At 72.0% G+C, this 24,607-nt stretch carries 20 protein-coding genes and 1 riboswitch; of the genes, 7 read left to right on the plus strand and 13 right to left on the minus strand.

Features of this window, described 5'->3' with window-relative positions; genetic code table 11:
• Nucleotides 1-32: 32 nt before the first annotated feature.
• Nucleotides 33-1,949, plus strand: coding sequence for a DUF2264 domain-containing protein (locus ACWIGU_RS01310; protein WP_454396197.1), 1,917 nt, complete (start codon nt 33-35; stop codon nt 1,947-1,949).
• Nucleotides 1,950-1,954: 5 nt separating this feature from the next.
• Here ACWIGU_RS01310 and ACWIGU_RS01315 read toward each other — a convergent pair whose 3' ends face one another.
• The 5 genes from ACWIGU_RS01315 to ACWIGU_RS01335 form a co-directional block, all read right to left on the minus strand.
• A complete protein-coding gene (locus ACWIGU_RS01315) occupies nt 1,955-2,551 on the minus strand; it encodes a GTP-binding protein (protein ID WP_100591715.1) in 597 nt (198 codons plus the stop codon).
• Nucleotides 2,529-2,900, minus strand: a complete 372-nt coding sequence (locus ACWIGU_RS01320; RefSeq protein ID WP_454396200.1) for a DUF742 domain-containing protein — start codon at nt 2,898-2,900, stop codon at nt 2,529-2,531. Before ACWIGU_RS01320 ends, ACWIGU_RS01315 begins: the two co-directional genes overlap by 23 nt.
• 2 nt (nt 2,901-2,902) lie before the next feature.
• Nucleotides 2,903-3,337 (minus strand): roadblock/LC7 domain-containing protein, encoded by a 435-nt coding sequence (locus tag ACWIGU_RS01325; RefSeq protein ID WP_100591713.1) that lies wholly within the window; start codon nt 3,335-3,337, stop codon nt 2,903-2,905.
• Nucleotides 3,338-3,466: 129 nt separating this feature from the next.
• Complete coding sequence (locus tag ACWIGU_RS01330; RefSeq protein WP_454396202.1) at nt 3,467-5,539, minus strand: ATP-binding protein; 2,073 nt, start codon at nt 5,537-5,539, stop codon at nt 3,467-3,469.
• A 405-nt stretch (nt 5,540-5,944) separates the two neighbouring features.
• On the minus strand, nt 5,945-7,198 hold the full coding sequence (locus ACWIGU_RS01335) for an MBL fold metallo-hydrolase (protein ID WP_454396204.1): 1,254 nt from the start codon (nt 7,196-7,198) through the stop codon (nt 5,945-5,947).
• A gap of 318 nt (nt 7,199-7,516) precedes the next feature.
• Here ACWIGU_RS01335 and ACWIGU_RS01340 point away from each other — a divergent pair, with 318 nt between their 5' ends.
• Genes ACWIGU_RS01340 through ACWIGU_RS01355 form a run of 4 tightly spaced genes read left to right on the plus strand, consistent with a single transcriptional unit; the run spans nt 7,517 to nt 13,702 of the window.
• Nucleotides 7,517-8,674 (plus strand): acyl-CoA dehydrogenase family protein, encoded by a 1,158-nt coding sequence (locus ACWIGU_RS01340; RefSeq protein ID WP_454396206.1) that lies wholly within the window; start codon nt 7,517-7,519, stop codon nt 8,672-8,674.
• A 56-nt stretch (nt 8,675-8,730) separates the two neighbouring features.
• Nucleotides 8,731-10,344 carry a 5-guanidino-2-oxopentanoate decarboxylase gene (locus ACWIGU_RS01345; RefSeq protein WP_454396208.1) on the plus strand — a complete coding sequence of 538 codons (1,614 nt, stop codon included), beginning with the start codon at nt 8,731-8,733 and terminating at the stop codon, nt 10,342-10,344.
• Nucleotides 10,341-11,528, plus strand: a complete 1,188-nt coding sequence (locus ACWIGU_RS01350) for a Glu/Leu/Phe/Val dehydrogenase dimerization domain-containing protein (protein WP_454396210.1) — start codon at nt 10,341-10,343, stop codon at nt 11,526-11,528. Before ACWIGU_RS01345 ends, ACWIGU_RS01350 begins: the two co-directional genes overlap by 4 nt.
• On the plus strand, nt 11,525-13,702 hold the full coding sequence (locus tag ACWIGU_RS01355) for an acetate--CoA ligase family protein (RefSeq protein ID WP_454396212.1): 2,178 nt from the start codon (nt 11,525-11,527) through the stop codon (nt 13,700-13,702). Before ACWIGU_RS01350 ends, ACWIGU_RS01355 begins: the two co-directional genes overlap by 4 nt.
• Here ACWIGU_RS01355 and ACWIGU_RS01360 read toward each other — a convergent pair.
• Both ACWIGU_RS01360 and ACWIGU_RS01365 read right to left on the minus strand, forming a co-directional pair.
• Entirely contained in the window at nt 13,643-14,482 is an 840-nt protein-coding gene (locus ACWIGU_RS01360; protein WP_454396214.1) for a helix-turn-helix domain-containing protein, read from the minus strand. The two genes, ACWIGU_RS01355 and ACWIGU_RS01360, sit on opposite strands and share 60 nt — an antisense overlap.
• 149 nt (nt 14,483-14,631) lie before the next feature.
• The gene (locus ACWIGU_RS01365) at nt 14,632-16,209 is read right to left on the minus strand and encodes an APC family permease (protein ID WP_454396216.1); all 1,578 of its coding nucleotides are present in this window, start codon (nt 16,207-16,209) and stop codon (nt 14,632-14,634) included.
• Nucleotides 16,210-16,401: 192 nt separating this feature from the next.
• Here ACWIGU_RS01365 and ACWIGU_RS01370 point away from each other — a divergent pair, with 192 nt between their 5' ends.
• Nucleotides 16,402-17,037, plus strand: coding sequence for a TetR/AcrR family transcriptional regulator (locus tag ACWIGU_RS01370; protein WP_454396218.1), 636 nt, complete (start codon nt 16,402-16,404; stop codon nt 17,035-17,037).
• 108 nt (nt 17,038-17,145) lie between these two features.
• Here ACWIGU_RS01370 and ACWIGU_RS01375 read toward each other — a convergent pair whose 3' ends face one another.
• Nucleotides 17,146-17,937 carry an SGNH/GDSL hydrolase family protein gene (locus ACWIGU_RS01375; protein WP_227298375.1) on the minus strand — a complete coding sequence of 264 codons (792 nt, stop codon included), beginning with the start codon at nt 17,935-17,937 and terminating at the stop codon, nt 17,146-17,148.
• 204 nt (nt 17,938-18,141) lie between these two features.
• On the minus strand, nt 18,142-18,948 hold the full coding sequence (locus tag ACWIGU_RS01380) for a M23 family metallopeptidase (RefSeq protein WP_454396221.1): 807 nt from the start codon (nt 18,946-18,948) through the stop codon (nt 18,142-18,144).
• A 4-nt stretch (nt 18,949-18,952) separates the two neighbouring features.
• Nucleotides 18,953-19,133, minus strand: a riboswitch (cyclic di-AMP (ydaO/yuaA leader).
• Between the two features lie 408 nt (nt 19,134-19,541).
• Here ACWIGU_RS01380 and ACWIGU_RS01385 point away from each other — a divergent pair.
• Nucleotides 19,542-20,339, plus strand: coding sequence for a tyrosine-protein phosphatase (locus ACWIGU_RS01385; RefSeq protein WP_454396223.1), 798 nt, complete (start codon nt 19,542-19,544; stop codon nt 20,337-20,339).
• 30 nt (nt 20,340-20,369) lie between these two features.
• Here the strand turns inward: ACWIGU_RS01385 and ACWIGU_RS01390 are convergent, their stop codons facing one another.
• From ACWIGU_RS01390 to dxs, 4 genes are all read right to left on the minus strand, one after another.
• Nucleotides 20,370-20,543 (minus strand): DUF6126 family protein, encoded by a 174-nt coding sequence (locus ACWIGU_RS01390; protein WP_454396225.1) that lies wholly within the window; start codon nt 20,541-20,543, stop codon nt 20,370-20,372.
• Nucleotides 20,540-21,181: a helix-turn-helix domain-containing protein gene (locus ACWIGU_RS01395; RefSeq protein WP_454396227.1), complete on the minus strand. Its 642-nt coding sequence runs from the start codon at nt 21,179-21,181 to the stop codon at nt 20,540-20,542. The genes ACWIGU_RS01390 and ACWIGU_RS01395 overlap by 4 nt, the downstream gene beginning before the upstream one ends.
• 113 nt (nt 21,182-21,294) lie before the next feature.
• Nucleotides 21,295-22,680, minus strand: a complete 1,386-nt coding sequence (locus tag ACWIGU_RS01400; RefSeq protein WP_454396229.1) for an aspartate aminotransferase family protein — start codon at nt 22,678-22,680, stop codon at nt 21,295-21,297.
• The gene (gene dxs / locus ACWIGU_RS01405; protein WP_454396231.1) at nt 22,677-24,590 is read right to left on the minus strand and encodes a 1-deoxy-D-xylulose-5-phosphate synthase; all 1,914 of its coding nucleotides are present in this window, start codon (nt 24,588-24,590) and stop codon (nt 22,677-22,679) included. The genes ACWIGU_RS01400 and dxs overlap by 4 nt, the downstream gene beginning before the upstream one ends.
• Nucleotides 24,591-24,607 lie beyond the last annotated feature (17 nt).

Below are 24,607 nucleotides of genomic sequence, written 5' to 3' on the forward strand. Positions count from 1 at the left end.
CGCCACTTCCGATCAAGGAGCGACACGCCCCCATGCCCGCACCGCACCTCTCGCTGCCGCCCACCGACCGTGTCCTGTCCCCGCTCACGGGCTGGACCCGCGCGCACTGGGAGGCACTCGCCGACCGGCAGTTGGAGGCGCTCGTCCCGTACGCGACCCCTGGGTTCGCGCAGTACCGGCTGCCGGGTCGGGCCAGCTGGTCGGGGGTCGTGTCGGACGGGCTGGAGGGATTCGCGCGGTCATTCCTGCTGGCCTCCTTCCGCATAGCGGGCGCGGGCGGGGACGTGGATCCCCGACTCGTGGAACGCTACGCGGAGGGTCTGACAACCGGCACGGACCGCGGACGCGGCACGGGCCTCGACGGCGAGGCGTGGCCGGAACTGACCGACTGCTCACAGCAGATGGTGGAGGCGGCGTCCATCGCGATCGGGCTGCACGAGACCCGCCCCTGGATCTGGGACAAGCTGGACTCCCGGGTGCGGGAGCGGATCGTGGACTGGTTCTCCGGCTTCGTCGGCGGCCGCACGTGGGACAACAACTGGCGTCTGTTCCAGGTGGTCTCGGAGCAGTTCCTGGCCTCGGTCGGGGCCCCGTACAGCCAGGACGACATAGACGGCGGCCTGGACCGTATCGAGGACTGGTACGTCGGCGACGGGTGGTACACCGACGGGGACGGCCGCAACTTCGACTACTACATCGGCTGGGCCATGCATCTGTACCCGCTGCTGTGGGCGCGGATGGCGGGCCCGGACGGCGACGGGGGCCGCGCGAAGGTCTACCGGGAACGCCTGTCGCAGTTCCTCACCACCTACCCGCACTTCTTCGGCGGGGACGGCGCGCCCGTGCACCAGGGCCGCTCACTGACGTACCGTTTCGCCGCCACCGCGCCCGTGTGGATGGGCGCGCTCGCGGACTGCACCCCGCTGGAGCCGGGGCTCACGCGGCGCCTCGCGTCGGGCACGGCGCGGCACTTCGTGGAGCGCGGCGTCCCCGACGAGCGGGGCCTGCTGCCGCTCGGCTGGTACGGGACGTTCCTGCCGACGACGCAAGCGTACTCGGGCCCCGCTTCGCCGTACTGGGCGAGCAAGGGGTTCCTCGGACTGCTGCTGCCCGCCGACCATCCGGTGTGGACCGAGCGCGAGGCGCAGCTGCCCGTCGAGAAGGCCGAGCGAACCATCCAGTACACCGCGCTGCCCGCGCCCGGCTGGCTCCTGCACGGCACCCCCCACGACGGGATCGTGCGGCTGATCAACCACGGCAGCGATCACAACCCGCTCGCCGGTCCCGCCACGGACGATCCGCACTACGCGAAGCTCGCCTACTCCACGGCGACTGCGCCCGAGGCGGCCCCGCACGCCTGGCAGCGGACCGTCGACAACCACGTGGCGCTCCTCGCGCCGGACGGCACCCCGTCGCGCCGCCGCCGGATCCACCCGATCTCCTGCGAGGGGCGCGTCGCCTCGTCCCGCCATGACGCCCGACTGCCCGGATCCGACGAGGAGTTCCCGATCGAGTCGACGACCGTGCTGCACGGACCGTGGGAGATCCGCGTGCACCGGGTGCAGGCTCCCGCGGGCGTGACGGTGCGCGAGGGCGGCTACGCGGTCGCCGACGAGACCAGCGTCCACGCCGAGCGGGGCCCGGGCTGGGCGCTGACGCGCACGGAGTCCGGGGTGACGAGCGCGGTGGTGGCGCTGCACGGCTGGGACGAGGAGTCCGGCATCGCACGGGAGGTCGAGGCCAACGCCTGCGGCCCGCACTCGGCGACACCCTACCTCCGCTCGGCCGGCCACCCCGGAGGATCCAGCGTGCACGTCACGCTCACTGTCCTGACGCGCGACGTCGTGCACCCGCAGGCCCTGCGCGAGTCGATCTCATGCGTGGCGGACCCCGGGGACGGCGGACAGGTGCGGATCACGTTCCCCGACGGCGGGACGGTCACCGTCTGACGCCGTCAGGTGTGGGCCCCGTACGTCGTCTGGGCGGGGGCGTGGGCCAAGAGGTGCCTGACGAGGGTGAGGAGGGTCTGGATGCCCGAGCTGGAGATCCGCGCGTCGCACCGTACGACGGGCACCTGCGGGTCGAGGTCGATGGCGGCCCGCACCTCGTCGGGGTCGTAACGGTAGGCGCCGTCGAACTCGTTGACGGCCACGATGAACCCCATGCCGCGCTCCTCGAAGAAGTCGACGGCGGCGAAGCAGTCCTCGAGACGGCGGGTGTCCGCGAGGATCACCGCGCCGAGCGCCCCCTCGGAGAGCTCGTCCCACATGAACCAGAAGCGTTCCTGCCCGGGCGTGCCGAACAGATAGAGCACGTGTTCCGGGTCCAGGGTGATCCGCCCGAAGTCCATCGCGACCGTCGTCTCGACCTTGTTCTCGATGCCTTCGAGGTCGTCGGTCTCGGCGCTGACCGTGGTGAGCAGCTCCTCCGTGCTCAGCGGGGCGATCTCGCTGACCGCGCCGACGAAGGTCGTCTTGCCGACACCGAAGCCACCCGCGACCAGGATCTTCAGCGCGGTGGGGAAGGCGTCAGAGCTGTCGTCGTAGTCCATCGAGCACTGCCTCCAGTAGGGACCGGTCAGTGGGGTTGTCGTGGAACGTGGGGGGCTTGGTGGTGATCGCCCCGCCGTCGACGAGGTCGGACAGCAGGACCTTCGTGACGGCGGCGGGGAGTTTCAGATGGGCCGCGATCTCCGCGACCGATGTGGGATGGGCACACAGTTTGAGCGCCTCACTGTGTTCGGGCCCCAGGTAGCCGAGAGGGGTGGCCCCGGTCGCCATCACCAGCGACAGGAGATCCAGCGAAGTGGTCGGCTGCGTCCGCCCGTTGCTCACCGTGTACGGGCGGACGAGACGGCCGGCCGCGTCGTCGAGCCACGGCCCGTCCTGCGGGGCCGTCATGCTCAGTTCCTCATCGCCGTGGGTTCGGCCGCGTGCTGGCGGGGTGCGGTCATCAGGTACGGGCGCACGCTCTTGACCAGCATGGCCATCTCGTAGCCGAGTACCGCGGCGTCGGCCTCGCGCCCGGCGAGGACCGCGAGGCACGTGCCGGAGCCCGCCGTGGAGACGAACAGCAGGGTGGAGTCCAGCTCGACGACGACCTGCCGGACCTCACCCCCGTCCCCGAAACGGACGCCTGCGCTGCGGCCGAGGGAGTAGAGCCCCGACGCCAGGGCCGCCATGTGGTCGGCGCTGTCGGCGTCGAGGCCGTGGACGGACTTGACCAGCCCGTCGGACGAGAGGAGGACGGCGCTGCGGGTGTGCGGCACACGCTGGACGAGGCCGCTCATCAGCCAGTCGAGATCGGACACATGACCCGTCGGCACATCGCTCGCCATGGGGGATCGACTCCTTGGTGGACTGCTGGGGGTGCGTTGACTGTGGGAAGTGCGGGACTGGTGGCGGCATGTGGCGGGTGCACAGCAGGCCGGCGCTCAGGGGGCGGGCGCTCAGGCGGCGGGCGAACGTCATCCGGCGGTGTCGCTCCCGTCGTGCCGTGCGTCCGGTTCGCGGGCGGCGAGGGACCCGGTGGCGGGCCCGCCGGCCGGTTCGGGACCGGCCTGAGACAGGCCGCGCACGCCGAGAGTCAGGTCCCGCGCCTCGGCCGCCTCCGCGAGCCCGATGCCGCGCTGGAACGCCGCCATCAGACCCGGGTCGTGCAGTACGGGCGCCTCGTCCTCGGGACGCTCCTGCCGCTGCGCCGGGCCACCCCTCAGCTGCGGCGCGAGGTGTTCCTGGACGCGCCGCCTGGGGAGTTGGGGCCGCCCCATGGTGCCGCGCACGGCGCCGTTGACCGGGGTCGGCGGGACGGGCGTGTGCTCCCCGGCGGCCTGCCGGTCCTCGGCGCGGATGCCGGGCAGCGCGTCGGCGGGTGTGCGTCGCTCGTCCCTGGCGGTACGCAGCGGGAGGGGCGGCGCGATCCCGTTCGCGCCGGGACGCCCTCTGTCGGAGGCGCCGCCCTGAGGCTGCCGCGGGACGACGGCCACGCCTGCGTGCGGGGTCTCGCGGGGCGGAGGGGGTTGATGCGGTGCCTCGTATGGCTGGGGGTCGGGCTGAGGAGGACGGCGGAGCTGGCTCTGTGGCTGGGGCTGGGGCTGCGGTTGCGGGCGGTGGGGTTGCGGTTGCGGTTGGGGTTGGGGTTGGGGTTGGGGTTGAGGCTGGGGCTGGGGCTGAGGTTGAGGCTGGGGCGGCTGTTCGAGCTGGTGCTGCCGTCCCTGCTGGCTCTGGTGTTGCGAGAGTCGCCGTTCATGCGCCTGGTGCCGCTGGTGCATGGTCTGCGCGCTGTCGTCCGTCGCGTCCGAGGCGCTCCGTGGCTGCGGCACGGGCTCGTTCTCGTCGCCCCCGAGCAGGCTCTGCGGCACGACGAGGACCGCCTGCACACCACCGTAGATATTGCTCTGGAGCCGGACCGTGATGCCGTGTCGGCGGGCGAGCTGCGAGACGACGAAGAGGCCGATACGCCCGTCCTGGAGGAGGCTCGCGACGTTGACCTGGTCCGGGTCGGCGAGCAGCGTGTTCATCTTGTTCTGCTCGGTGACGGGCATGCCGAGGCCGCGGTCCTCGACCTCGATGGCGAGACCGGACGTGACGGTGTTGGCGCGCAGCAGGACTTGGGTGTGCGGGGCCGAGAACACGGTGGCGTTCTCGACGAGTTCGGCGAGCAGGTGGATGCAGTCGGCGACGGCGTGCCCGCGCAGGGTGCCGTCGACCGGCGGGACGAGCTTGACCCGTGAGTACTGCTCGACCTCCGCTACGGCCGACCGCATCACCTCGGTCATGGAGACCGGGCGGCTCCACTGGCGGCGGGACACGGCGCCGCCGAGCACGGCCAGGTTCTCGGCGTGCCTGCGGATCCGGGTGGCGAGGTGGTCGACGTGGAACAGGCCCTTGAGCAGGTCGGGGTCCTCGACGTCGTTCTCGAGTTCGTCGAGGATCGAGATCTCGCGGTGCACGAGTGACTGCAGACGCCGGGCCAGATTGACGAAGACCTCGACCTTCTGTTCGCTGCCCGCGTGGCTGGAGAGCTGGGAGGCCTGGACGACGGCGGTGACGGCCACGTCCTGGGCCCGCGTGATGTCCGCGGCCAGCGCGTCGAACTCGTCGCCGTCCGGGGCGACCACGGGGGGCTGCCTGCGGGGCGGCGGCCCTTCCCCCTTACGCAACTGCTCTACGAGACCGCGCAGTTCACCCTGCCCGCGCGCGGTCGCACGGCGCAGGACGCCGACCCGTTCGCGTACGGTCCTGGCGGCGCGATCGGCGGCCACCGCGGCGATCACGATGCCGGCCAGGGTGACGAGGCACGCTCCGGCGAGGACGCCCCAGAGGGCGAGCGCGGGCCGGGCGCCCGTGGAGCGGATGGTGAAGAGAACGGCCGCGCTGGCGCTCAGGGCGACGGCGAGCGGGGGCAGTACGGCAAGGCGCAGAAGCTGGGGCCGTATGTGGGTCTCGGGCTGCGGGGGGACGGACCGGCCGCCAGGCCTGCCGTGCCGACCGCCCTCTCGGCGGTCTGCGCGGGGGGCCGGCGGGCGAAGGTGAGACATTCGGCGTCCTCGTACGTGGGGGCTCCTGCGGGTGGGCGCGAGGCGGGCAGGCGGCATCGCGCTCCCGGCCGGGAGCGGGTGGGAATGCCGCCGCTGCGTCGCTCAGCGAGCACACACGGTAGTCGGGTACGGCTCACATGCGGTGGGCAGTTGCCAAAGTCCGGCGGCCGAGATCCCGCTCTGGTATGAGGCTTCGTACGACAGACCGATAACAGGGCCGGACGCCCGAAGGGTCATGGGTACACGTGTTCCCTCAACCGAAAATGCGTCCTGTTCCGGCGCGTGCGGCACGCCGGACGTCCGGGAAGTCGGGCCACGGCAGCCCGCCCAGATCCGGCCTCTTACGCGCGGAGGTCCGGGCTCTCACAGGATGCTTGCCTGAGAGCCCGGACCTCATCGACGTGCTCAGACCGCCGGTACGGCCTCCTGCTCGCCGGAGTCGGCCCCGGTACCTGCTGCGGTCCCGGCCGCCGCGCCGGTGCCCGGCCGGTCCGCCAGCTCCGACTCGGGCCATCCTTCCGCCGGCTGCGTGGCGACGCCGCGCCACCACGGCTGGACGGGGAGCGACTCGGCCGTGGGTTCGAAGGGCTCGCCCGGGCACGGGAGCGCGACCTTGGCCCCGGCCCGCCGTCCCGCCGCGAGCGTGCCCTCGCCGGGCTCGGACCACGGGTGCGGCGCCAGGTTGAACGTGCCCCAGTGGATCGGCAGCATGGGCCCGCCGCCGGACCCTCCCTGAAGGTCGAGGTGGGCGCGCATGCCCTCCTCGGGACGCATGTGGATGTCGGGCCAGAAGTCGCTGTACGCGCCGATCTGGATCATCGTCGCGTCGAACGGCCCGTGCTCCTCGCCGATGTCCTTGAAGCCGGGGAAATAGCCGGTGTCACCGCTGTGGTAAACGCGGTGCTCGGGACCGGCGACGACCCAGGACGCCCACAGGGTGTGCTGCTCGTTGCGCAGGCCGCGGCCGCAGAAGTGGCGCGCGGGCGTGGCCGTCAGGGTCAGCCCCGCCACCTTCGTCGACTCGTTCCAGTCGAGCTCCCTCAGGCGGTCCGCGGGGACGCCCCAGTGCTCCAGGTGCGCGCCGACGCCGAGCGGCACCGCGAACACCGCGTCCGTGTCGGCCAGCGCCCGGATCGTGGGCAGGTCGAGGTGGTCGTAGTGGTCATGGGAGATCACCACGACGTCCACCGGGCCGAGCGCGGCGAGCGGCAGCGGTACGGGGTGCAGTCGCTTGGGGCCCGCGAAGTTGAACGGCGAGCAGCGCTCGCCCCAGACGGGGTCGAACAGCACGCGGCTGCCGTCGATCTCTGCGAGGACGCTGGAGTGCCCCATCCAGGTGAGCCGCAGGCCGCTCGCCGGGGGCTTCGCGAGGTCGGCGAGCGTCGTGGAGTGCACGGGGACGGTGCCCGCGGGCGCCCGGCGGACGCGCCCCTCCTTGGCGAAGAAGACCTTCGCGAACTCGATCATGGAACCCGCGGGCCGGGTGCGTGCGCCCACCGGGTTCTGGAAGCTGCCGTCCGCGAAGTTCGGCGACCTCCGGATCCGCTCGAGTCGCTCTCCCGCCGGGTCCGCGCCGAAAGCGGCGGGCCGCAGCGGGCGGAGCCCGGAGCTCAGGGAACGTGACACAGCGCCTCCCGGTGGGTCGATCAGGGATTCCATTATGGGCGGCCCCGCCGACAGTGCCCGATCCGGGACCCGGACGCACAAGGAATTCCAAGGCACGCCCCGGTTGCGTGGCGCCGACGTCACTCGGCGTCACGGCCGGCAACCGGCTCGCGTCCCGCTCGGACCTCGCCGCGCGCCGAGCGGGCGGAAGCCTCTTCACAGAGCGCCAGAAAACTGATCCATCATTCAGTAGCCGTTGCGTTGACACCGGTCTTCACGTCCTCGGATACTGACTGACGATTCAGTAATCGGGTCAGTGATCCACGCCGGTCGTGACCCCCTCGTCGGTATCCGTCAGTTTCTGGAGGCACCGTGTCAGAGCTCCCCATCGAGCTGGTCCCCCTCACCCCGGAGCAGCGGGACATCGTGGACCTCACGAGGACGTTCGCGCGCGAGGAGATCCGCCCGCGCGGGCGCGCCGTGGACGAGGCGGACGTGGAGACGCCCTGGGATCTGTGGCGCGCGGCCGCGAAGGTCGGCATCACCGGATTCATGCTGCCCGAGGAGTACGGGGGCGGCGGGTTCACCGACGTGTTCACGCAGGTCCTCGTCCAGGAAGAGCTGTGCGTCGGTGACCTGGGCATCGGCAACCTCCTGTGCTCGAACGGCTTCTTCGCCGACCCGGTCATGGAGCTGGGCACCGAGGCGCAGAAGCGCGCGTGGCTGACGCCACTGGCCGGTGCCGACACCCCGATGACCTCGCTGGCGACGACCGAGCCGGGCTCCGGGTCCGACGCCGCGTCGATCGTGACGACCGCGACGCGCACGGCGGGCGGCTACCTCCTGAACGGCCAGAAGGCGTGGATCTCGAACGCGGGCGAGGCCGAGCAGTACGTCGTCTTCGCCAAGACCGACCCGTCGCAGCGCTCGCGCGGTGTCACGGCGTTCCTGCTGCGCAAGGGCGCCGAGGGGCTCACCTTCGGTGAGCCGATGCGCAAGATGGGCCAGCGGGCGATCGTGTGCCGCGAGGTGTTCTTCTCCGACGTGTTCGTGCCCGACGCCGACCGTCTCGGCGACGAGGGGCAGGGCTTCGCCGGTCTTATGCGGACGTTCGACATCTCGCGCGCCGTTCTGGGCGCGGCGGCCACGGGTGTGGCGCGGGCCGCGTACGAGTACGCCCGTGACTATGCGCGCACGCGCGTGCAGTTCGGCAAGCCGATCATCGAGCACCAGGCCGTGGCGTTCCGCCTCGCGGACATGCGGACGCGGATCGAGCAGTCGCGTCTGATGACGTGGCGTGCCGCGCGGCGCCTGGACGCCGGACTCGACGCGACCGCCGAGGCCGCCATGGCCAAGCTGACCGCTTCGGAGACGGCGGCGTACTGCACCTGGGCGGCCGTGCAGACGCTCGGCGGCTGGGGCTACTCACGGGAGTTCCCGGTCGAGCAGTGGATGCGGGACGCCAAGCTCGAGGAGATCGAGGAAGGCACCTCCGACATCATGCGCCTGGTCATTTCGAGGTCGCTGTGACGGAGGAGACGGGGACTGAGGCGACGGGGACCGAGGTGGCGGTGGCTGAGGCGACGGTGACTGAGCAGATGCGGACGTCGACCGGCGGCGAGGCGCTCGTCAGGGCACTCGCCGCCCATGGGGTCTCCACCGCGTTCGGCATTCCCGGGACCCACAACCTGGAGATCTACCGGCACTTGGCGGCGTACGGCATCACGCATGTCGCGCCGCGTCACGAGCAGGGCGCCGGGTACGCAGCCGACGCCTACGCGCGCGTGACGGGTGACGCCGGGGTGGCGATCACGACGACGGGGCCCGCTCTCCTGAACATCGCGGCCGCGGTCGGGCAGGCGTACTCGGACAGCGTGCCGCTTCTCGTGGTGTCGCCGGGCATGCCGCTTCGCCATCCGCGCCAGTCGACGGGCCTGTTGCACGAGATGCGCAGCCAGACGGAGGCGATGCGGAACGTGGCGGCGTTCAGCCATCGGGTGTCCTCGGTGGAGGAGATCGGGGCGGCGGTGGCGCGCGCGTTCAGCCTGTTCCGTACGGAGAGGCCGCGGCCCGCGCACATCGAGGTGCCGCTCGACCTCCTGGAGGCGACGGAGCCCGCCGGGCCGGTACGGCGCGCTCCCTTGCTGACACCCCGTGCGGCCGACAGTGCGTCGCTCGACGCGGCGTCCGCGCTGCTCGCCGGCGCGGTGCGGCCCGGCCTGGTCCTCGGCGGTGGCGCACGGGGTGCGGCCGAGCAATGCCGGGCGCTGGCCGAGCGGTTGGGCGCTCGGGTGGCGACCACGGCCAACGGCAAGGGCATCGTCGACGAACGCCATCCGCTCGCCCTCGGCGTGTCCCTGCACAGCGCCTCCGTTCAGAAGTGGCTGGCCGACTGCGACGTCGTGCTCGCCGTCGGGACGGAGCTCGCCGAGTCGGACCTGTGGTCGGCGCCGCCGGCGCTCGGCGGCCGGCTGATCCGCGTGGACGTCGATCCGGCGCAGATGTACGCGGGTGTGCCCGCGGACGTGGCTCTGGTGGGCGACGCGCAGGCCACGGTGCAGGCCCTCAAGGAGCGGCTCGCCAAGGTGCCGGGACCGGCGTCCACGGACGCGGCCTCGCGGACCACGGCCGCCGTGCTCGCCTCCCGCAATGACGAGACACGCGCGCGTGACACCCGTTGGGTGCCGTATCTCGAAGCGATCCGGAGCGTCCTCGCTCCCGATGCCGTGGTGACCTCCGACAGCGCGCAGTGCTGCTACTACGGCGCGCTCCCGCACCTCCCCGTCGGCCCTGAGGGGCGCTATCTGCACCCCACCGGGTTCGGCACGCTCGGCTACGCGCTGCCCGCCGCGATCGGCGCGAAGACCGCCTGCCCCGACCGGCAGGTGGTCGCGATCAGCGGGGACGGCGGGCTCCAGTTCTCCGTGCAGGAACTGGCCACGGCCGCGCAGCTCCAACTGCCTCTGCCCGTCGTCGTGTTCGACAACGGCGGCTACGGCGAGATCCGCGACGAGATGGCCGCGCGCGGCGACGCACCGGCCGCGGTCGATCACGCGCGCGTGGACCTGGCCGGCCTCGCGCGGGCCTTCGGGGGCAGGGGTGCTTCCGCGCACTCCCCCGGCGAACTCGCCGCGCTCCTGACCCGGGCCCTGGCCACCCCCGGACCCACCCTGATCACCGTCCCCGAGGAGACCGCATGACCGCGCCCGCCACCCCCCTGATGTCGCTCACCTGGACCGACCACGTCACCGGCAGGCACGGCTACCTCGTCGTCGACCGGCTGGTGCGCGGCGTGTCCAGCGGCGGGCTCCGGATGCGTCAGGGCTGCACCCTCGACGAGGTCGCGGGCCTCGCGCGCGGGATGACGATGAAGGAGGCCCTGCACTACAACCCGCAGGGCCGCTACATCCCCCTGGGCGGCGCCAAGGGCGGCATCGACTGCGACCCGCAGGACCCGGAGGCGTACGGCGTCCTCGTGCGCTATCTGCGCGCCATGCGGCCCTGCATCGAGTCCTTCTGGACCACGGGCGAGGACCTGGGCCTCACCCAGGATCTCGTCGACAGGGCGGCCGAGGAGGCCGGGCTCGTCTCGTCCATCCAGGCCGTCTACCCGCTGCTCGACGACGAGGCGGCCGCACGCCGGCGCCTCGCCGACGCCTTCGCGGTCGACGTCGACGGCATCGGCCTCGACGAGCTCGTCGGCGGCTGCGGGGTCGCCGAGTCGGTGCTCGCGGCCCTGGACCGCGCGGGCGTCCCCTACGAGGGCACCCGGGTGTCCGTGCAGGGCCTGGGCACCATGGGCGGGGCGACCGCCCGGTTCCTGGCGCGGGCGGGTCTGCGGGTGGTGGCCGTCGCGGACGTGAAGGGCACCGTCGCCAACCCCGAAGGCCTGGACGTGGAGGCGCTCCTCGCCGCCCGTGACGCCTACGGGACGGTGGACCGCTCCGCGCTGCGCGAGGGCGACCGCGAACTGCCGGGCGACGCCTGGCTGTCGGCCGACGCCGAGGTCCTCGTGCCCGCCGCCGTGTCGTACGCGGTGGACGCGGCGAACCAGGAACTGATCTCGGCGCGCTGGATCGTCGAGGCCGCCAACATGCCCGTACTGCCCGAGGCGGAGCAGCTGCTCGCGCGGCGCGGCATCACCGTCCTGCCCGACGTCGTCGTCAACTCCGGTACGAACGCCTGGTGGTGGTGGACCCTGTTCGGGGACATCGAGGCCAACGCGGACGAGGCGTTCGCGTACACACGGCGCTCCATGCGCGCGCTGATCGACCAGATGCTGGCGCGTGCCGAGACGGACGGGACGACGCCGCGTGCCGCCGCGCACGCGATCGTCGCGGACCGGCTGCCGGTGATCGCGGAGCGGTTCGGGTGGTACAGGTGACTCCTCCCCCGCCGGACGCCGGTGTGCACGCGCGCGTGGACCTCGACGCGCTCTTCGATCCCCGGTCGGTCGCCGTCGTCGGGGCGTCCGACAACCCGGAGAAGTGGGGCTACTGGCTGGCGTCGGGGGCCCTGTCGGGCCGCGACCGCCGGTCCGTCCACCTCGTCAACCACCGTGGCGGCACCCTGGACGGTGAACCGTTCCTGCCGGACCTCACGTCACTGCCCGGACCGCCCGAGCACGTCGTCGTCGCCGTGCCGCCCCGCCACGTGCGGCCGGTGGTCACGGACGGGCTCGCGGCGGGCGCCCGGTGTTTCACCGTGATCACGTCGGGCGGCGCCACCGCCGAGGAGGAGCGGGCGCTCGCCGAGCTCGTCACGGCCCGGGGAGCGCGACTGCTCGGCCCGAACTGCATGGGCGTGGTGGACACGACGAGCGAACTGCGGCTCAGCTGGGGCGAGTTCCCCTCGGGCGGACTCGGTCTCGTGTCGCAGAGCGGCAACCTCGCCCTGGAGATCGGCCGACTCCTCGCGCGTGCCGGGCAGGGCTTCTCCCGGTTCGTCTCGCTGGGCAACCAGCGGGACATCGACGCGGCGGACGCCCTGGAGTCGCTGATCGCGCACGGCCCCACGAGAGCGATCGCCGCGTACATCGAGGACTTCCGCGACGGCCGGCGTCTCGCGCGGGTCCTGGCGGCCGCGCACGCCGCCGGGAAGCCCGTCCTGCTCCTGACCGTGGGGCGCAGCGCCGCGTCCGGGCGCGCCGCCGCGTCCCACACCGGCGCCCTGGTGAGCGCCCGCGCCACGGTGGAGGCGGTGTGCCGCGACGCCGGCGCCCTGCTGCTCGACACGGCTGGCGAACTGGTGGACACGGCGGTGTTCTTGCTGGCACAGGGCGTACGCCACCGGAGTGCGGGTCACGTGGCGGCCGGTGCGCCGCCCCAGCTGCGCAGCGTCGCCGTGGTCGGGGACAGCGGCGGCCAAGGCGCACTCGCCGCCGACGCGTTCGCCGCCCGAGGTCTCGACGTGCCGGCCCTCGCGGAGGGCACACGCGATGCGGTGTCCGAGCAGCTGCCGAGTGGAGCCGGGTGCGGCAACCCGGTCGACCTGGCGGGCGCAGGTGAGGCCGATCTCGGCAACTACGCGCGCGTGGCGGGCACCCTGCTGCACTCGGGGGACACCGACGCCGTCGTCCTCACGGGCTACTTCGGCGACTACGCGACCGCCAACCCGGCCCAGGCGGACCGCGAGTGCGAGGTCGCACACGCCCTCGCGGACGCCGCCGTCGCGTCCGGGCGCGCCCTCGTGGTGCACACGATGGCCCGTGACACCCCCGCCCTGACGGTTCTGCGGCAGCGCGGTGTGCCCGTCTACGAGCGCATCGAGCAGGCCGCGACCGCCGTCGCGGCGGCGGCCCGCCTGACGGATCCTCCGTTCGCCGGCGAGGAGCCGCCGGCCCCGGCGGCGTACAGGCTGGCGGACGGCGGTTACGAGAGCGTGCGGGAGCTGCTCGCCTCTTATCAACTCGCCTTTCCTGCGGCTGAGTTCGTGACCGACGCGGACGGAGCCGTGGAGGCGGCGGAGCACCGGACGGGGTATCCGCTCGTCCTCAAGGCGATGGGACTCGCGCACAAGACCGAGGCGGGCGGGGTCGCCCTGTCGATCGCCGACGCCGACGCCTTGCGGGCCGCGTTCGCCCGTATGAAGGCGACGACAGGCGCGGACCGCTACGCCGTGGAGGCGATGGCCTCACCGCCGTACGGACACGAACTGATCGTCGGTGTGCGGCGCGACCCCTCGTTCGGGCCCGTCGTCATGGTCGGCACCGGAGGGGTCACCGCCGAACTGCTCGCCGACACGGCGCTGGCCCTCGCGCCTCTGACGCCGGCACGCGCGCGTGCCCTGCTCCTGAGGCTGCGGCACGCGCCGTTGCTGACGGGCTGGCGCGGCGCGCCCGGAGCGCATCTGGACGCGGCTGCCGCCGCCGTGTGCGCGGTCGCGCGGGCCGCCGTCGACCATCCGGAGCTGGCCGAACTGGAGGTCAATCCGCTGCTCGTGCACCCGGGCGGCGCGATCGCCCTGGACGCGCACGGGGTGCTCGACCAGGCCGGCACCTCACCGGCGCCCGTCCATGGCGTCGGCGAGGAGGGCGGCGGTCTCCTGGTCGAGCGGTAGGAACGCCTCCAGTTTCAGCTCGGCGAGCGTGACGTCGACCGCCGTCCCGAAGTGGGTGAGCGTGCTCAGGAGGCGCAGCTCGCCGCGCTCTGTACGCAGCCGCAGCGGGACGGCGAAGCCGAGGTAGTCCGGGCCGGCCTGTCGAGGCCGGTCCGGCACCATGTCCTCCAGTTCGGCGACCAGCTCCGTGAGAGCTCGGCTGGAATTCCGGACGGACTCGTCGTGCAGTCCGTCGATGACGTGCCAGGCCCACTCCTCCAGGTTCGCGATCCGCGGCGCGAGGCCGCGCGGATGCAGGAGCACGCGCGCGCTGTTCACGGGCGACGCGAACAGCTCGGGATCGACCCCTTCGGTGAGCGCGTCGAAGGCCTCGTTGCACGAGACGAGATCCCCGCGCCGGTCGATGATGACCGCCGGATACGGCAGATGCGCCTCCATGATGCGCTCCAGGGCCGTACGGACCGCGGACAGCTGCGGGCCCCCGAAGCGCGACTCCTGGTACGCGGGTGCGTAACCCGCCGCAAGGAGAGGGGCGTTGCGCTCCCGCAGCGGCACCTTCAGCGCCTCCGCCAGGCGTACGACCATGGCGCGACCCGGCACCGAACGGCCGCTCTCGACGAAACTGACGTGCCGCTGCGTGGTCCCCGCCCGCGTGGCCAGCTCCAGCTGGCTGACGCGCCGCCGCACACGCCACTCGCGCAGCGCGTCACCGAGCCCGCCCCGCGCCGCCCCCTCCGAGGGCCCTGCCCCCGCCTCAGCCGTTCCCACCCGCGTCGTCACGGGACCGTGTCTACCCGACGGTGGCGCCAACGGGCCATTCCCTGCGGGGAATTGTCGCGCCGCACCCGGCCGCGCACAGTTCGTCGGGATCCGACACGCCGGAGGGCCCTCCCCGCCACGGGGAAGGCCCTCCCTTGCGCGCGAGCGCGCTACTCGCCCACGCGCCGGCGCGTCCTCGCCCCCATCGCGTAGAAGACGAGCCCGATGCCGACGAAGAGCAGCAGGGGCAGCACCTGACTCAGTGTGTACTGGGCGCGCTCACCGGCGAACGACTCAGGCAGCGAGTCCGCCGCACTGCCCGCCGAGCCGAACCAGCCGACCCCGAAGCCCGGCCAGATCAGCACGATCACGGTGAACGCCACGAACCCGGTGGCGAGGACGCTCACGACCCACGCGCCCACGCGTCCGCCCGGGACGGCGTACGGGCGTGGCGTGTCCGGGTACTTGCGGCGCAGCACGGCGAGGCTGGGGAACGTGATGACGTACGAGATGAAGGTGGTGCAGATCGTCAGGCCGAGGCCGGCCGCGAAGTACTTCTCGCCGTTACCGCCCGTGAGGTTGAGGGCGACCACGAAGAGGATCGAGCCGAGCACCGCGGAGAGCAGGTTCACCCGCACCGGCGTCCCGTGCTTCTCGGAGATGCGGCCGAGCCACGCCGGACCCGCGCCGTCCGCGCAGGCGACGGCCTGCGCGCGGTGGGCGCCCATGGCCCAGGTGACGCCCGAGGTGAGCAGCCCGATGATCAGGCCCGCCGCAGCGACCCCGCCGAACACGGAGCCGAGACCCGTGAGCGTGACCGTGCCGTCGGCCGCGATCGAACCGCCGTAGACCGTGAACACGGCCTTGCAGGCGTCGATGAAACCGCCGAGGCTGCCGATCTCCTGGCTGGGCAGCACAAAGAGGATGCCGAGGATCGGGCCGCCGTAGAGCAGGACGGCCGCGAAGCCGGAGCGCAGGATCGACAGGGGGATGTCGCGCCGCGGGTTCGTCATCTCCTCGGCCGCGGAGCTGGGCAGTTCGAATCCGACGTAGTTGAAGATCAGGACCGGGACCAGCGCCACGAAACCGGCGTACGTCGGGACGAACTCCCCCGCGGGCAGCGCGTGCACCCCGTGCTGGACGGCGAACACCACCACGGAGACCAGGAAGAACCCGAGGAGCACGATCCGGGCGACGGCGCCCGCGATGGGCACCCACTTGCCGATCCGCACGGACTGTACGACGGCCAGGGCGCCGCCCCAGATGAAGACGAGGCCGGCCGCGTACTTCCACAATCCCGGCAACGGGGTGAAGAACTCCTCCCACGTGGTGAGCGCGATGATGCACAGACTGCCGCCCACCCAGACGGGGTTGGAGATCCAGTACAGGAGCTGGTTCACACCGGCGACGAGCCGCCCGAACGCCAGCCGCGTCCACACGTAGGGGCCGCCCTGCACGGGAAAGGCCGAGCCGAGTTCGGCCACGAGCAGCCCGTAGGGGAGGAAGAACACGAGGGCGAGGATCGCCATCCAGGTCAGGCCCTGAGGCCCCTGCGCGGCCACGGAGCCGATCGTGTCGAGGCCGACCAGGGTGCAGATCAGGAAGAACAGCACGTCCAGCCTGCGCAGGTCCTTCTTGAGCCTGGAGCGCTGTTCACCCCACCCCTCCGACAGGTCAGGCAGGTCAGGCAGGTCGGGCGCGCCCGTGGCGGACGGCTCGGTCGGTGGTATCGGCGGCGCTTGGGTCACGGGGAAACTCCTGCTGCACGGCTGGGCACGGGCGTGACAGTTGTTCTTGAGACGGCCTATTGACTGAACGGCCAGTCAGTAAGCGAGACTGTGACGGGCACCACTGGGCACTGTCAAGAGTCGTGCACGAGGCGTTCGCACCGGGTTCGCCGCCCGGCACCCGACGCCGGTGGCCGTGTGTAGGGTTACCGCGTGGCAAGAGTGCGGTTGAGCGTGGCCGAGCGGCGCGAAGAGTTGCTGCGGGCCGCCATCGAGCAGATCGAGGCGCGGGGCGTGGCAGCCGTGCGCATCGCCGACGTCGCCGCAGCGCTCGGGGTGAGCAACGCGCTGGTTCTGTACCACTTCTCGACGAAGGAAAAGCTCGTCGCGGCCGCGTTCGCGCACGCCGCGGAGGGTGACCTGGCGCATCTGCGCAAGCTGCTCGGCAAGCGCACGACGGCGCTGCGCCGGCTGCGCTCGGCCGTGCGCTGGTATGCGCCGACCGGGCAGGCCAAGGGGTGGCGGCTGTGGATCGAGGGCTGGTCCGCGGCGCTGCGCGAGCCCGCGCTGCGGGAGGTCACCCGCGACCTGGACAGGCAGTGGAAGGCGGCGCTCACCGAGGTCGTCACGCAGGGCGTGGCGGCGGGCGAGTTCCGCTGCCCGGATCCGGCGGGCGCCGCGCTGCGCCTGACGGCGCTCCTCGACGGGCTCGCGGTGCAGATGACCGCGTACACGGGGACGGTCTCGCGGGCCCGCATGCAGGAGTGGGTCGACGACGCGCTGGCCCGGGAACTGGGACTTGAGCGGGCGGACCTGACGGCGACGGCTACGGCTACGACGTCGGGCTGACGGCGGCGCGACGTCGGGCTCCCCAGGGAGCCCGGGGTGGCCCCCGGAGAAATGGCGTGGGGGAGCCGCCCTCAAGGGCAAGCTCCCCCATGACGCGCGCCGTTCCCGTCAGAGCGGCAGCAAGTCCGGCCGCTTCGCCGCCACATGATCCCCGGACGACTCGCCCCGCAGCCGTCGGCCGATCCACGGCACCAGGAACTCCCGCGCCCAGTGGATGTCGTCGCGCCGGACCTCCAGCGTGCCGCGCGGCGGCTGCGCCGGCCACGGCTGGTCCGGGTCCGCCGGCACCTCGACGCCGAGCGCCTGCCCCGCCCGCAGCGCGACCCGCGTATGACCCTCGGGCGAGAGGTGCAGCCGGTCGTCGTCCCAGGCACGGCGGTCCTGGACGGTCTTGAGGGACCACAGGTCGAGCACCGGGCAGCCGTAGCGGTCGGCGACCGCGCGCACATGCCCGTTGTACGTCGCTATCTTGCCGCGCAGATGCTTGAGGACCGGGACGTCCCGGGTGTCGAAGCCGGTGGTCACCATGACCGTGCCGACGGCGGAGGTCAGCCGGGCCACGGCCTTCTCGAAGCGCTCCGCGACGTCGTCGGGGTCGGTGCCGGGACGGATGATGTCGTTGCCGCCGGCGGCGAAGGTCACCAGGTCCGGGGCGAGTTCGACGGCTCGCGGGAGCTGGTCCTCCACGATCTGGTCGAGGAGCTTGCCGCGCACGGCGAGGTTCGCGTACCGGAAGGAGTGCTCGGGGGTCCGGTCGTCCAGGAGGACGGCGAGACGGTCGGCCCAGCCCACGAAGGCCCCGTCGGGACCGGGGTCCCCGACGCCTTCGGTGAAGCTGTCCCCCACCGCCGCGTAGGACCGAATCGTGCCGCCGCTGAGTGATCTCGATTCGTTTGCCACGACCACACATCTTTCACCCTGCGATGTGACCTACGCGACCGTAGGAAGGGGTTGACGGGTGGTGATATAGCCCACCCGGTCAGTTTCGCGATTTCAGGAATACGACGGGACGCGGCGGAGGATACGACGAAGGGGCGGGCCCGGAACCGGACCCGCCCCTTCACGTCACACCGTCAGGGACAGAGCGACGTCACGCCATCGAGGTCAGAGAGAGACCCCGTGCGCACGGAGGTACGCGACCGGGTCCATGTCCGAGCCGTAGCTCGGGGTGCTGCGGATCTCGAAGTGCAGGTGCGGACCCGTGACATTGCCGGTCGCGCCGGAGAGGCCTATCTGCTGGCCCTCGGTCACGGTCTGCCCGGACGAGACGGAGAGGGACGACATGTGGGCGTACTGCGAGTACTTGCCGTCGGCGTGCTGGATGACGACCTCATTGCCGTACGCGCCGTCGAGGCCGGCCGACACGACCGTGCCCGCGGCGATGGCCTTGAGCGGGGTGCCCGTCGGGATCACGAAGTCGACACCGGTGTGGTAACCGCTGGACCACATGGCGCCCGCGGTCTTGTACGCCGTGCCGATGGAGGCGCCCTGGACGGGCAGCACGTAGCCGGAACCCGTGGTGGTCGCCGCCGCGGCCTTGGGCGCGGCGGCCTGGGTGGCGGGGGCCGCGGCCTTCTGGCCGATCGTCAGCTTCAGGCCCGGGCGGATCACGGACGGGTCGCCACCGATGACCGAGCGGTTGCCGGAGTAGAGCTTCTTCCAGCCGCCGCTGACGTTCTGCTCGTCGGCGATCTTCGAAAGGGTGTCCCCGGCCTTCACGACGTAGGTCTTGGCCGCGGCGGGAGCGGCGACGGCCTGCGCGACCGAGTGGGCGGCCGCGGGGGTCGCGGGGTGGGCGTCGGCGGCACCCATCAGCGGCAGCGCGAGCGCGACGCCGCCCGTTGCGGCGACGGCGATCGAGCGCGCGAAGCGCTGGGACTTGGGACGGCGGTGCTTACCCTTCGCGGGCATGGGGGGTTCCTCTCCGTCGCCTGCGAGGTGAGCTGTCGGGTTCGGGCTGGAGCTGCCCGGCCGCACCCCTTTCGGGCACGGCTTCACCCCGAGCCGTGGCCGGTGTGCCGGACACGGCGGTCTACCTGGGTCCCCCGCTCCTGCCGAGCACGGATCGATGTGCGGATTCCGGGCGGCGGCAGGATGAGGCGGTCCGTCCGGATTGCGCTGAACGTAAGCGAGCGGGGAGCGCGGGGACAAGGCGCGAATCCCCCCGGGCATTCCGGTTCTTGATCCTTAAATGGCCCTTTCCGGAAAAAGCCGTCACGCTCCGTCTATTTACGATCTTTGCGACTGCGATACCTACTGGAAACTCATTCGGCCCGGCCGCCACGTACGGTCACGGCTATGACCCTGCTCACGCATTGGTCACCATATAGGCGCATTGCGGGGCCAGTTATTTCGTAGAACGCAATTAGTTAGGTATCGCCTCATTTCGGGCATCTGGCATGCAATCACCTGCCGCCTCTCACATGGTTGCCCCTGGCAGCCGTGTCGTATCGTCAAAGGCGCCCGCAGGCGAGCAGCGCCGCGGCCGACCGGGAGGAGCCCCCGTGACGCAGCAGGTCCCGTCCACCGAGCCCGAGTTGGCCGGAGTGCGCAACTTCCGCGACGTGGGTGGTCTCCCGACCGTGGACGGCCGTCGAGTCAAGCAGGGCGTGCTGTTCCGCAGCGGTCACCTCGCGCACGCCACGGACGAGGACGCCGCGTTCCTCTCCTCGCTCGGGCTGCACACGATCTTCGACTTCCGCAACGCCGCCGACCAGCGCCTCGAAGGCCCTGACGTCACGCTGCCCGGCGTGCGGAACGTGAACCTGCCGCTGACCGACCCCGCGGACGGCGCCGAGTTCTGGCAGATGGTGCGCGACGGCAATCTCGACGAGCTGCGCGCCGCCCTCTCCGAGGGCCAGGCCGCGGACCGCATGATCACGTCGTACCGGGCGATCATCGCGGAGCGCACCGCCGAGCACAGCCAGGTGCTGCACTCCCTCGCCGAGGACAGCGTGCCCGCGCTCATGCACTGCGCGGCCGGCAAGGACCGCGCGGGCCTCTCGATAGCGGTCACCCTCCTGGCCGTGGGTGTGGAGCGCGACGCCATCGAGGCGGACTACCTGGAGTCGAACGCGGTGCACCGCCGCTACAAGGTGCACCGCGGCAGCGCCTCGAAGGACGCGATGTCCCCCGAGGTCATGGAGCTGCTGAGCCCTCTGTTCGACGCCCGCGCCACCTACCTGGCCGCCGCCTTCGAGACGGTCGCGCAGACGTGGGGTTCCACCGACCGCTACCTGGAGGAGGGCCTCAAGCTGTCCCCCGCCCAGCGCGAGCGGCTGCGCGAGCGCCTTCTCGACTGAGACCGGGACCGACAGACCGGGTGAGGGGCGTCACCCGCGTGACGCCCCCAGCGTGAACAGCAGATAGATGAAGCCCGCGACGAGGTGCCCGGCGAAGATGTAGACCAGCAGGCGCACCCAGATGCCGCGCGGGAGCTTGTCCTCGATGTCACGCCGGGCGGGCTGCGGCTCGGGCTCGGTCATGTCGTTCGGCTGTGCACTCATTGAGGGCCTCCCTGGGGCCGTTCGCCGCCGCCCGCCACCGGGCCGAGGCACAGCGCGGCGGACGGGCTCTGCAGCAGGGTGTGTACGAAGAGGAGCTCGGCGCCGTCGCGGTCGGCGGCGGCGATCCGGTGCGGGGTGAGCGAGTCGAAGTGCGCGCTGTCCCCCGGCGCGAGCGCGTACGCGGCGTCCCCGAGCCGCAGCCGCAGCCGCCCTTCGAGGACGTACAGCCACTCCTCACCGGGGTGGACGCGCACGATGTCGCCCTGGGCGCCGAACGGCACGTGGACGCGCAGCGCCTGCATGCCGCGTCCGGAGGCGCCCGCCTGCCGGTAGATCCAGCCGCCCGCCTCGGTGGCCTCCATGTCCCCGGAGCGCACGACCGCGTCCCGGTCGGCGGGCGTCTCGCCCAGGAGTTCGGAGACCGTCGTACCGTAGGTGCGGGCGAGGGCGAGCAGCATCGGGAGCGAGGGCTGACGGCGGCCCGTCTCCAGGCGGGAGAGGTGCGCGGGCGAGAGCCCGGCGGCACGGGCCGCGGCCTCCAGGGTCAGGGCGGCGCGGCGCCGTAGTTCGCGCAGCTGCGGGGCGACGGCGGGCAGCTCCGTGGGTTCCGGAGCCGGCTCCGGAGGGGCAGGGCTCATACCGTCGATTGAGCCAGAGCCGTGCCTCTGGGGCAAATTTATTGCCCCAGAGGCAAACACAGCCCTCTTCCAGAGGCACCCCTTCGAATCCGAGAGGTGCCCCTACGAAGCGGTCAGCGGTTGGCCACCGCCTGCTTCACCAGCGTCTTGCCGAAGTCCCACATCAGCCCGCCGCCCGAGTGCGCGTCGTCCATGACGGCCGTGAACGCCTCGACGAAGCGGTCCACCTCGTGCTCCCCGATGATCAGCGGCGGGATCAGCTTGATGACCTCCAGATGGTCGCCGGACACCTGCGTGAGGATCCGGTGCTTCTGGAGCAGCGGCACGACGACCATCTGCGCGAAGAGGCCCTTGCGCGCGGCCTGGAGCATCGTCCAGCGGCTGCGCAGCTTCAGCGACTTCGGCCGCCCGAACTCGATGCCGATCATCAGGCCGCGGCCGCGTACGTCGCTCAGCAGCTCGTAGCGGTCGACCAGGGCGGCGAGCCGGGACTTCAGCAGCTCACCGGTCGCCCGGGCGTTCGCGACGACCTCCTCGTTCTCCATCACGGAGAGCACGGCAAGGCCCGCGGCCATGGCCTGCGCGTTCGAGCCGAAGCTGGCCGAGTGCACCAGGACCCGGTCCATGGACGAGTAGACCTTCTTGAAGATCCAGTCCTTGCCGAGCGTCGCGCCGACGGGCACATAGCCGCCGGAGAGCGCCTTCGCCACGCATACGAGGTCGGGTTCGACGCCCTCGTCGTGCTGGTACGCGTAGAAGTCGCCCGTCCTGCCGAGGCCGCTCTGCACCTCGTCCGCGATGAGCAGGGCCTTGTGCTGGTGGAGCAGCTCCTGAGCGGCGCGCAGATAGCCGGGGGGCGCCTCGTGGACGCCCTTGCCCTGGATGGGCTCGACGATCAGCCCGGCGACGTCGCCCTTCGCGAGCTCCGCGCGCAGGGCGTCGAGGTCGCCGAGCGGCACGGCGGTGTCCGGCAGGAGCGGCGCGAAGCCGTCCCGGAATCCGGACTCGCCGTTCACGGACAGAGACCCGGTGGTCAGCCCGTGGAAGGCGTGACCGCAGTACAGGACCCTTGGCCTGCCCGTCGCGTACCGGGCGAACTTCAGCGCCGTCTCGACGGCCTCCGTGCCGCTGTTGCCGAAGAAGACCCGGTCCAGGTGCGGGCTGTGCGCGAGGAGCCGCTCGGCGAGCAGGCCCGGCAGCGGCTGGCAGTCGAAGCGGGTGAGGTCGGCGAGCGAGGCGTCGAGGACGTCGTGCAGCGCCTTGCGGACGACGGGGTGGTGACGGCCGAGGCCCATCACGCCGAACCCGGCGAGCATGTCCAGGTAGTCGTTGCCGTCCTCGTCCCAGAAGTAGGCGCCTTCCGCCCGCTCGTAGACCTTGTCGAAGCCGATGGTGTGCAGCATGCGCGGGAGCTGGTGGTTGAGGTACTTGGCGTGCAGCTCGTAGCGCTCGGCGCCGCGGTCGGCCAGGAGTCGTGCGAGATCGAACTCCTTGCTCATACGTCGTCGCTCTCCTTGCCGGCCACGAGGGCCGCCGTCTCGGCCCTGCGGGCCATGCTGGTGCCGATCCGCCCGGCGATCTCGACGGGCGTGAGCCCGATGTCCGCGAGCACTTCACCGCGCTTGGCGTGCGCGAGGAACTGGTCGGGGATCCCGAACCGCCGTACGGGTACGTCGACTTCGGCCTCGCCGAGCGCGAGCGCCACGGCGGAGCCGACGCCGGCCGCCTTGCTGTTGTCCTCGACGACGGCGACGAGCCGGTGCCGTGCGGCGAGCGGCGCGAGGTCCGGGTCGACGGGTTTGACCCAGCGCGGGTCCACGACCGTGCAGTTGATGCCGCGCGCTGCCAGGAGTTCCGCGACCTGGAGGCACACCGGCGCCATCACGCCGACGGAGACGAGGAGTACGTCGGGGTCGTCGGCCCGGTGCAGTACGTCGAGGCCGCCGATCCGGTCGACCGCCGGGATCTCGGGGCCGACGGACTCCTTCGGGAAGCGGATCAGTGTCGGGGCGTCGTCCACGGTGACCGCTTCGCGGAGCTGGGCCCGCAGTTGCTCGGCGTCGCGGGGTGCGGCGATGCGCAGGCCCGGTACGACCTGGAGGACGGACATGTCCCACATGCCGTTGTGCGAGGCGCCGTCGACGCCGGTCACGCCCGCCCGGTCGAGGACGAAGGTCACGCCGCAGTTGTGCAGCGCCACATCCATGAGGAGCTGGTCGAAGGCGCGGTTGAGGAAGGTGGCGTAGACGGCGACGACCGGGTGGAGGCCACCCGTCGCGAGTCCGGCCGCCGAGACCGCCGCGTGCTGCTCGGCGATCCCCACGTCCCACACCCGGCCGGGGAACTCCTCGGCGAACTTGGTGAGTCCGACCGGGTGCAGCATCGCCGCGGTGATCGCCACGACGTCGTCGCGCTCCCGTCCGATGCGGGCGATCTCGTCGCCGAACACCGAGGTCCAGGAAGGGCCGTTGGACGGCGCGAGCGGCTCGCAGGTGAGCGGGTCCATCACGCCGACGGTGTGGAACCGGTCGGCCTCGTCCGCGAGGGCGGGCTCGTAGCCGCGGCCCTTCTCGGTGAGGCAGTGCACGAGCACGGGCCCGTGGAACCGTTTCGCACGCCGCAGCGCGGACTCGACCGCGCCGAGGTCGTGCCCGTCGATGGGCCCCACGTACTTGAGCCCCAGGTCCTCGAACATGCCCTGGGGCGCGAAGGCGTCCTTGAACCCCTTCTTGGCGCCGTGCAGGGACTCGTACACGGTGTGTCCGATGACCGGGGTGCGCAGGAGGACGTCCTTGCCCCAGGCCAGGACCTTCTCGTAGCTGTCGGTGGTGCGCAGGGCCGCCAGGTGGTTGGCGAGTCCGCCGATGGTCGGGGCGTAGGACCGTTCGTTGTCGTTGACGACGATGATCAGCGGGCGGTCCTTGGCGGCCGCGATGTTGTTGAGCGCCTCCCAGGCCATGCCGCCGGTGAGCGCCCCGTCTCCTATGACGGCGACGACGTGGCCCCGCTCGCCCAGGACCTGGTTGGCCTTGGCGAGGCCGTCCGCCCAGCCGAGCGCGGTGGACGCGTGGCTGTTCTCGATGACGTCGTGCTCGGACTCCTCGCGCGAGGGGTAGCCGGACAGGCCCCCCTTCCCGCGCAGTTTCGAGAAGTCCTGACGCCCCGTCAGCATCTTGTGTACGTAGCTCTGGTGGCCGGTGTCCCACAGGATCCGGTCGACCGGCGACTCGAAGACCCGGTGCAGGGCCATCGAGAGCTCCACCACCCCGAGGTTGGGTCCCAGGTGACCGCCGGTCCTCGCGACCGCGTGGATCAGGAACTCCCTGATCTCCGCGGCCAGTTCGCCGAGCTGTTCCTCGCTCAGCGCCTTCAGATCGCGCGGCCCCCGGATGCTTTCCAGAATTGTCACGCTCGGGCCCCCTCTCC

Source organism: Streptomyces sp. NPDC055400 (assembly GCF_053644375.1).

Excerpts from the sequence above, each read along its gene's own strand:
- ACWIGU_RS01310 (WP_454396197.1), top strand. The coding sequence starts at position 33 with ATGCCCGCACCGCACCTCTCGCTGCCGCCCACCGACCGTGTCCTGTCC.
- ACWIGU_RS01315 (WP_100591715.1), bottom strand. The coding sequence starts at position 2,551 with ATGGACTACGACGACAGCTCTGACGCCTTCCCCACCGCGCTGAAGATC.
- ACWIGU_RS01320 (WP_454396200.1), bottom strand. The coding sequence starts at position 2,900 with ATGACGGCCCCGCAGGACGGGCCGTGGCTCGACGACGCGGCCGGCCGT.
- ACWIGU_RS01325 (WP_100591713.1), bottom strand. The coding sequence starts at position 3,337 with ATGGCGAGCGATGTGCCGACGGGTCATGTGTCCGATCTCGACTGGCTG.
- ACWIGU_RS01330 (WP_454396202.1), bottom strand. The coding sequence starts at position 5,539 with ATGTCTCACCTTCGCCCGCCGGCCCCCCGCGCAGACCGCCGAGAGGGC.
- ACWIGU_RS01335 (WP_454396204.1), bottom strand. The coding sequence starts at position 7,198 with ATGGAATCCCTGATCGACCCACCGGGAGGCGCTGTGTCACGTTCCCTG.
- ACWIGU_RS01350 (WP_454396210.1), top strand. The coding sequence starts at position 10,341 with ATGACCGCGCCCGCCACCCCCCTGATGTCGCTCACCTGGACCGACCAC.
- ACWIGU_RS01380 (WP_454396221.1), bottom strand. The coding sequence starts at position 18,948 with ATGCCCGCGAAGGGTAAGCACCGCCGTCCCAAGTCCCAGCGCTTCGCG.
- ACWIGU_RS01390 (WP_454396225.1), bottom strand. The coding sequence starts at position 20,543 with ATGAGTGCACAGCCGAACGACATGACCGAGCCCGAGCCGCAGCCCGCC.
- ACWIGU_RS01395 (WP_454396227.1), bottom strand. The coding sequence starts at position 21,181 with ATGAGCCCTGCCCCTCCGGAGCCGGCTCCGGAACCCACGGAGCTGCCC.
- ACWIGU_RS01400 (WP_454396229.1), bottom strand. The coding sequence starts at position 22,680 with ATGAGCAAGGAGTTCGATCTCGCACGACTCCTGGCCGACCGCGGCGCC.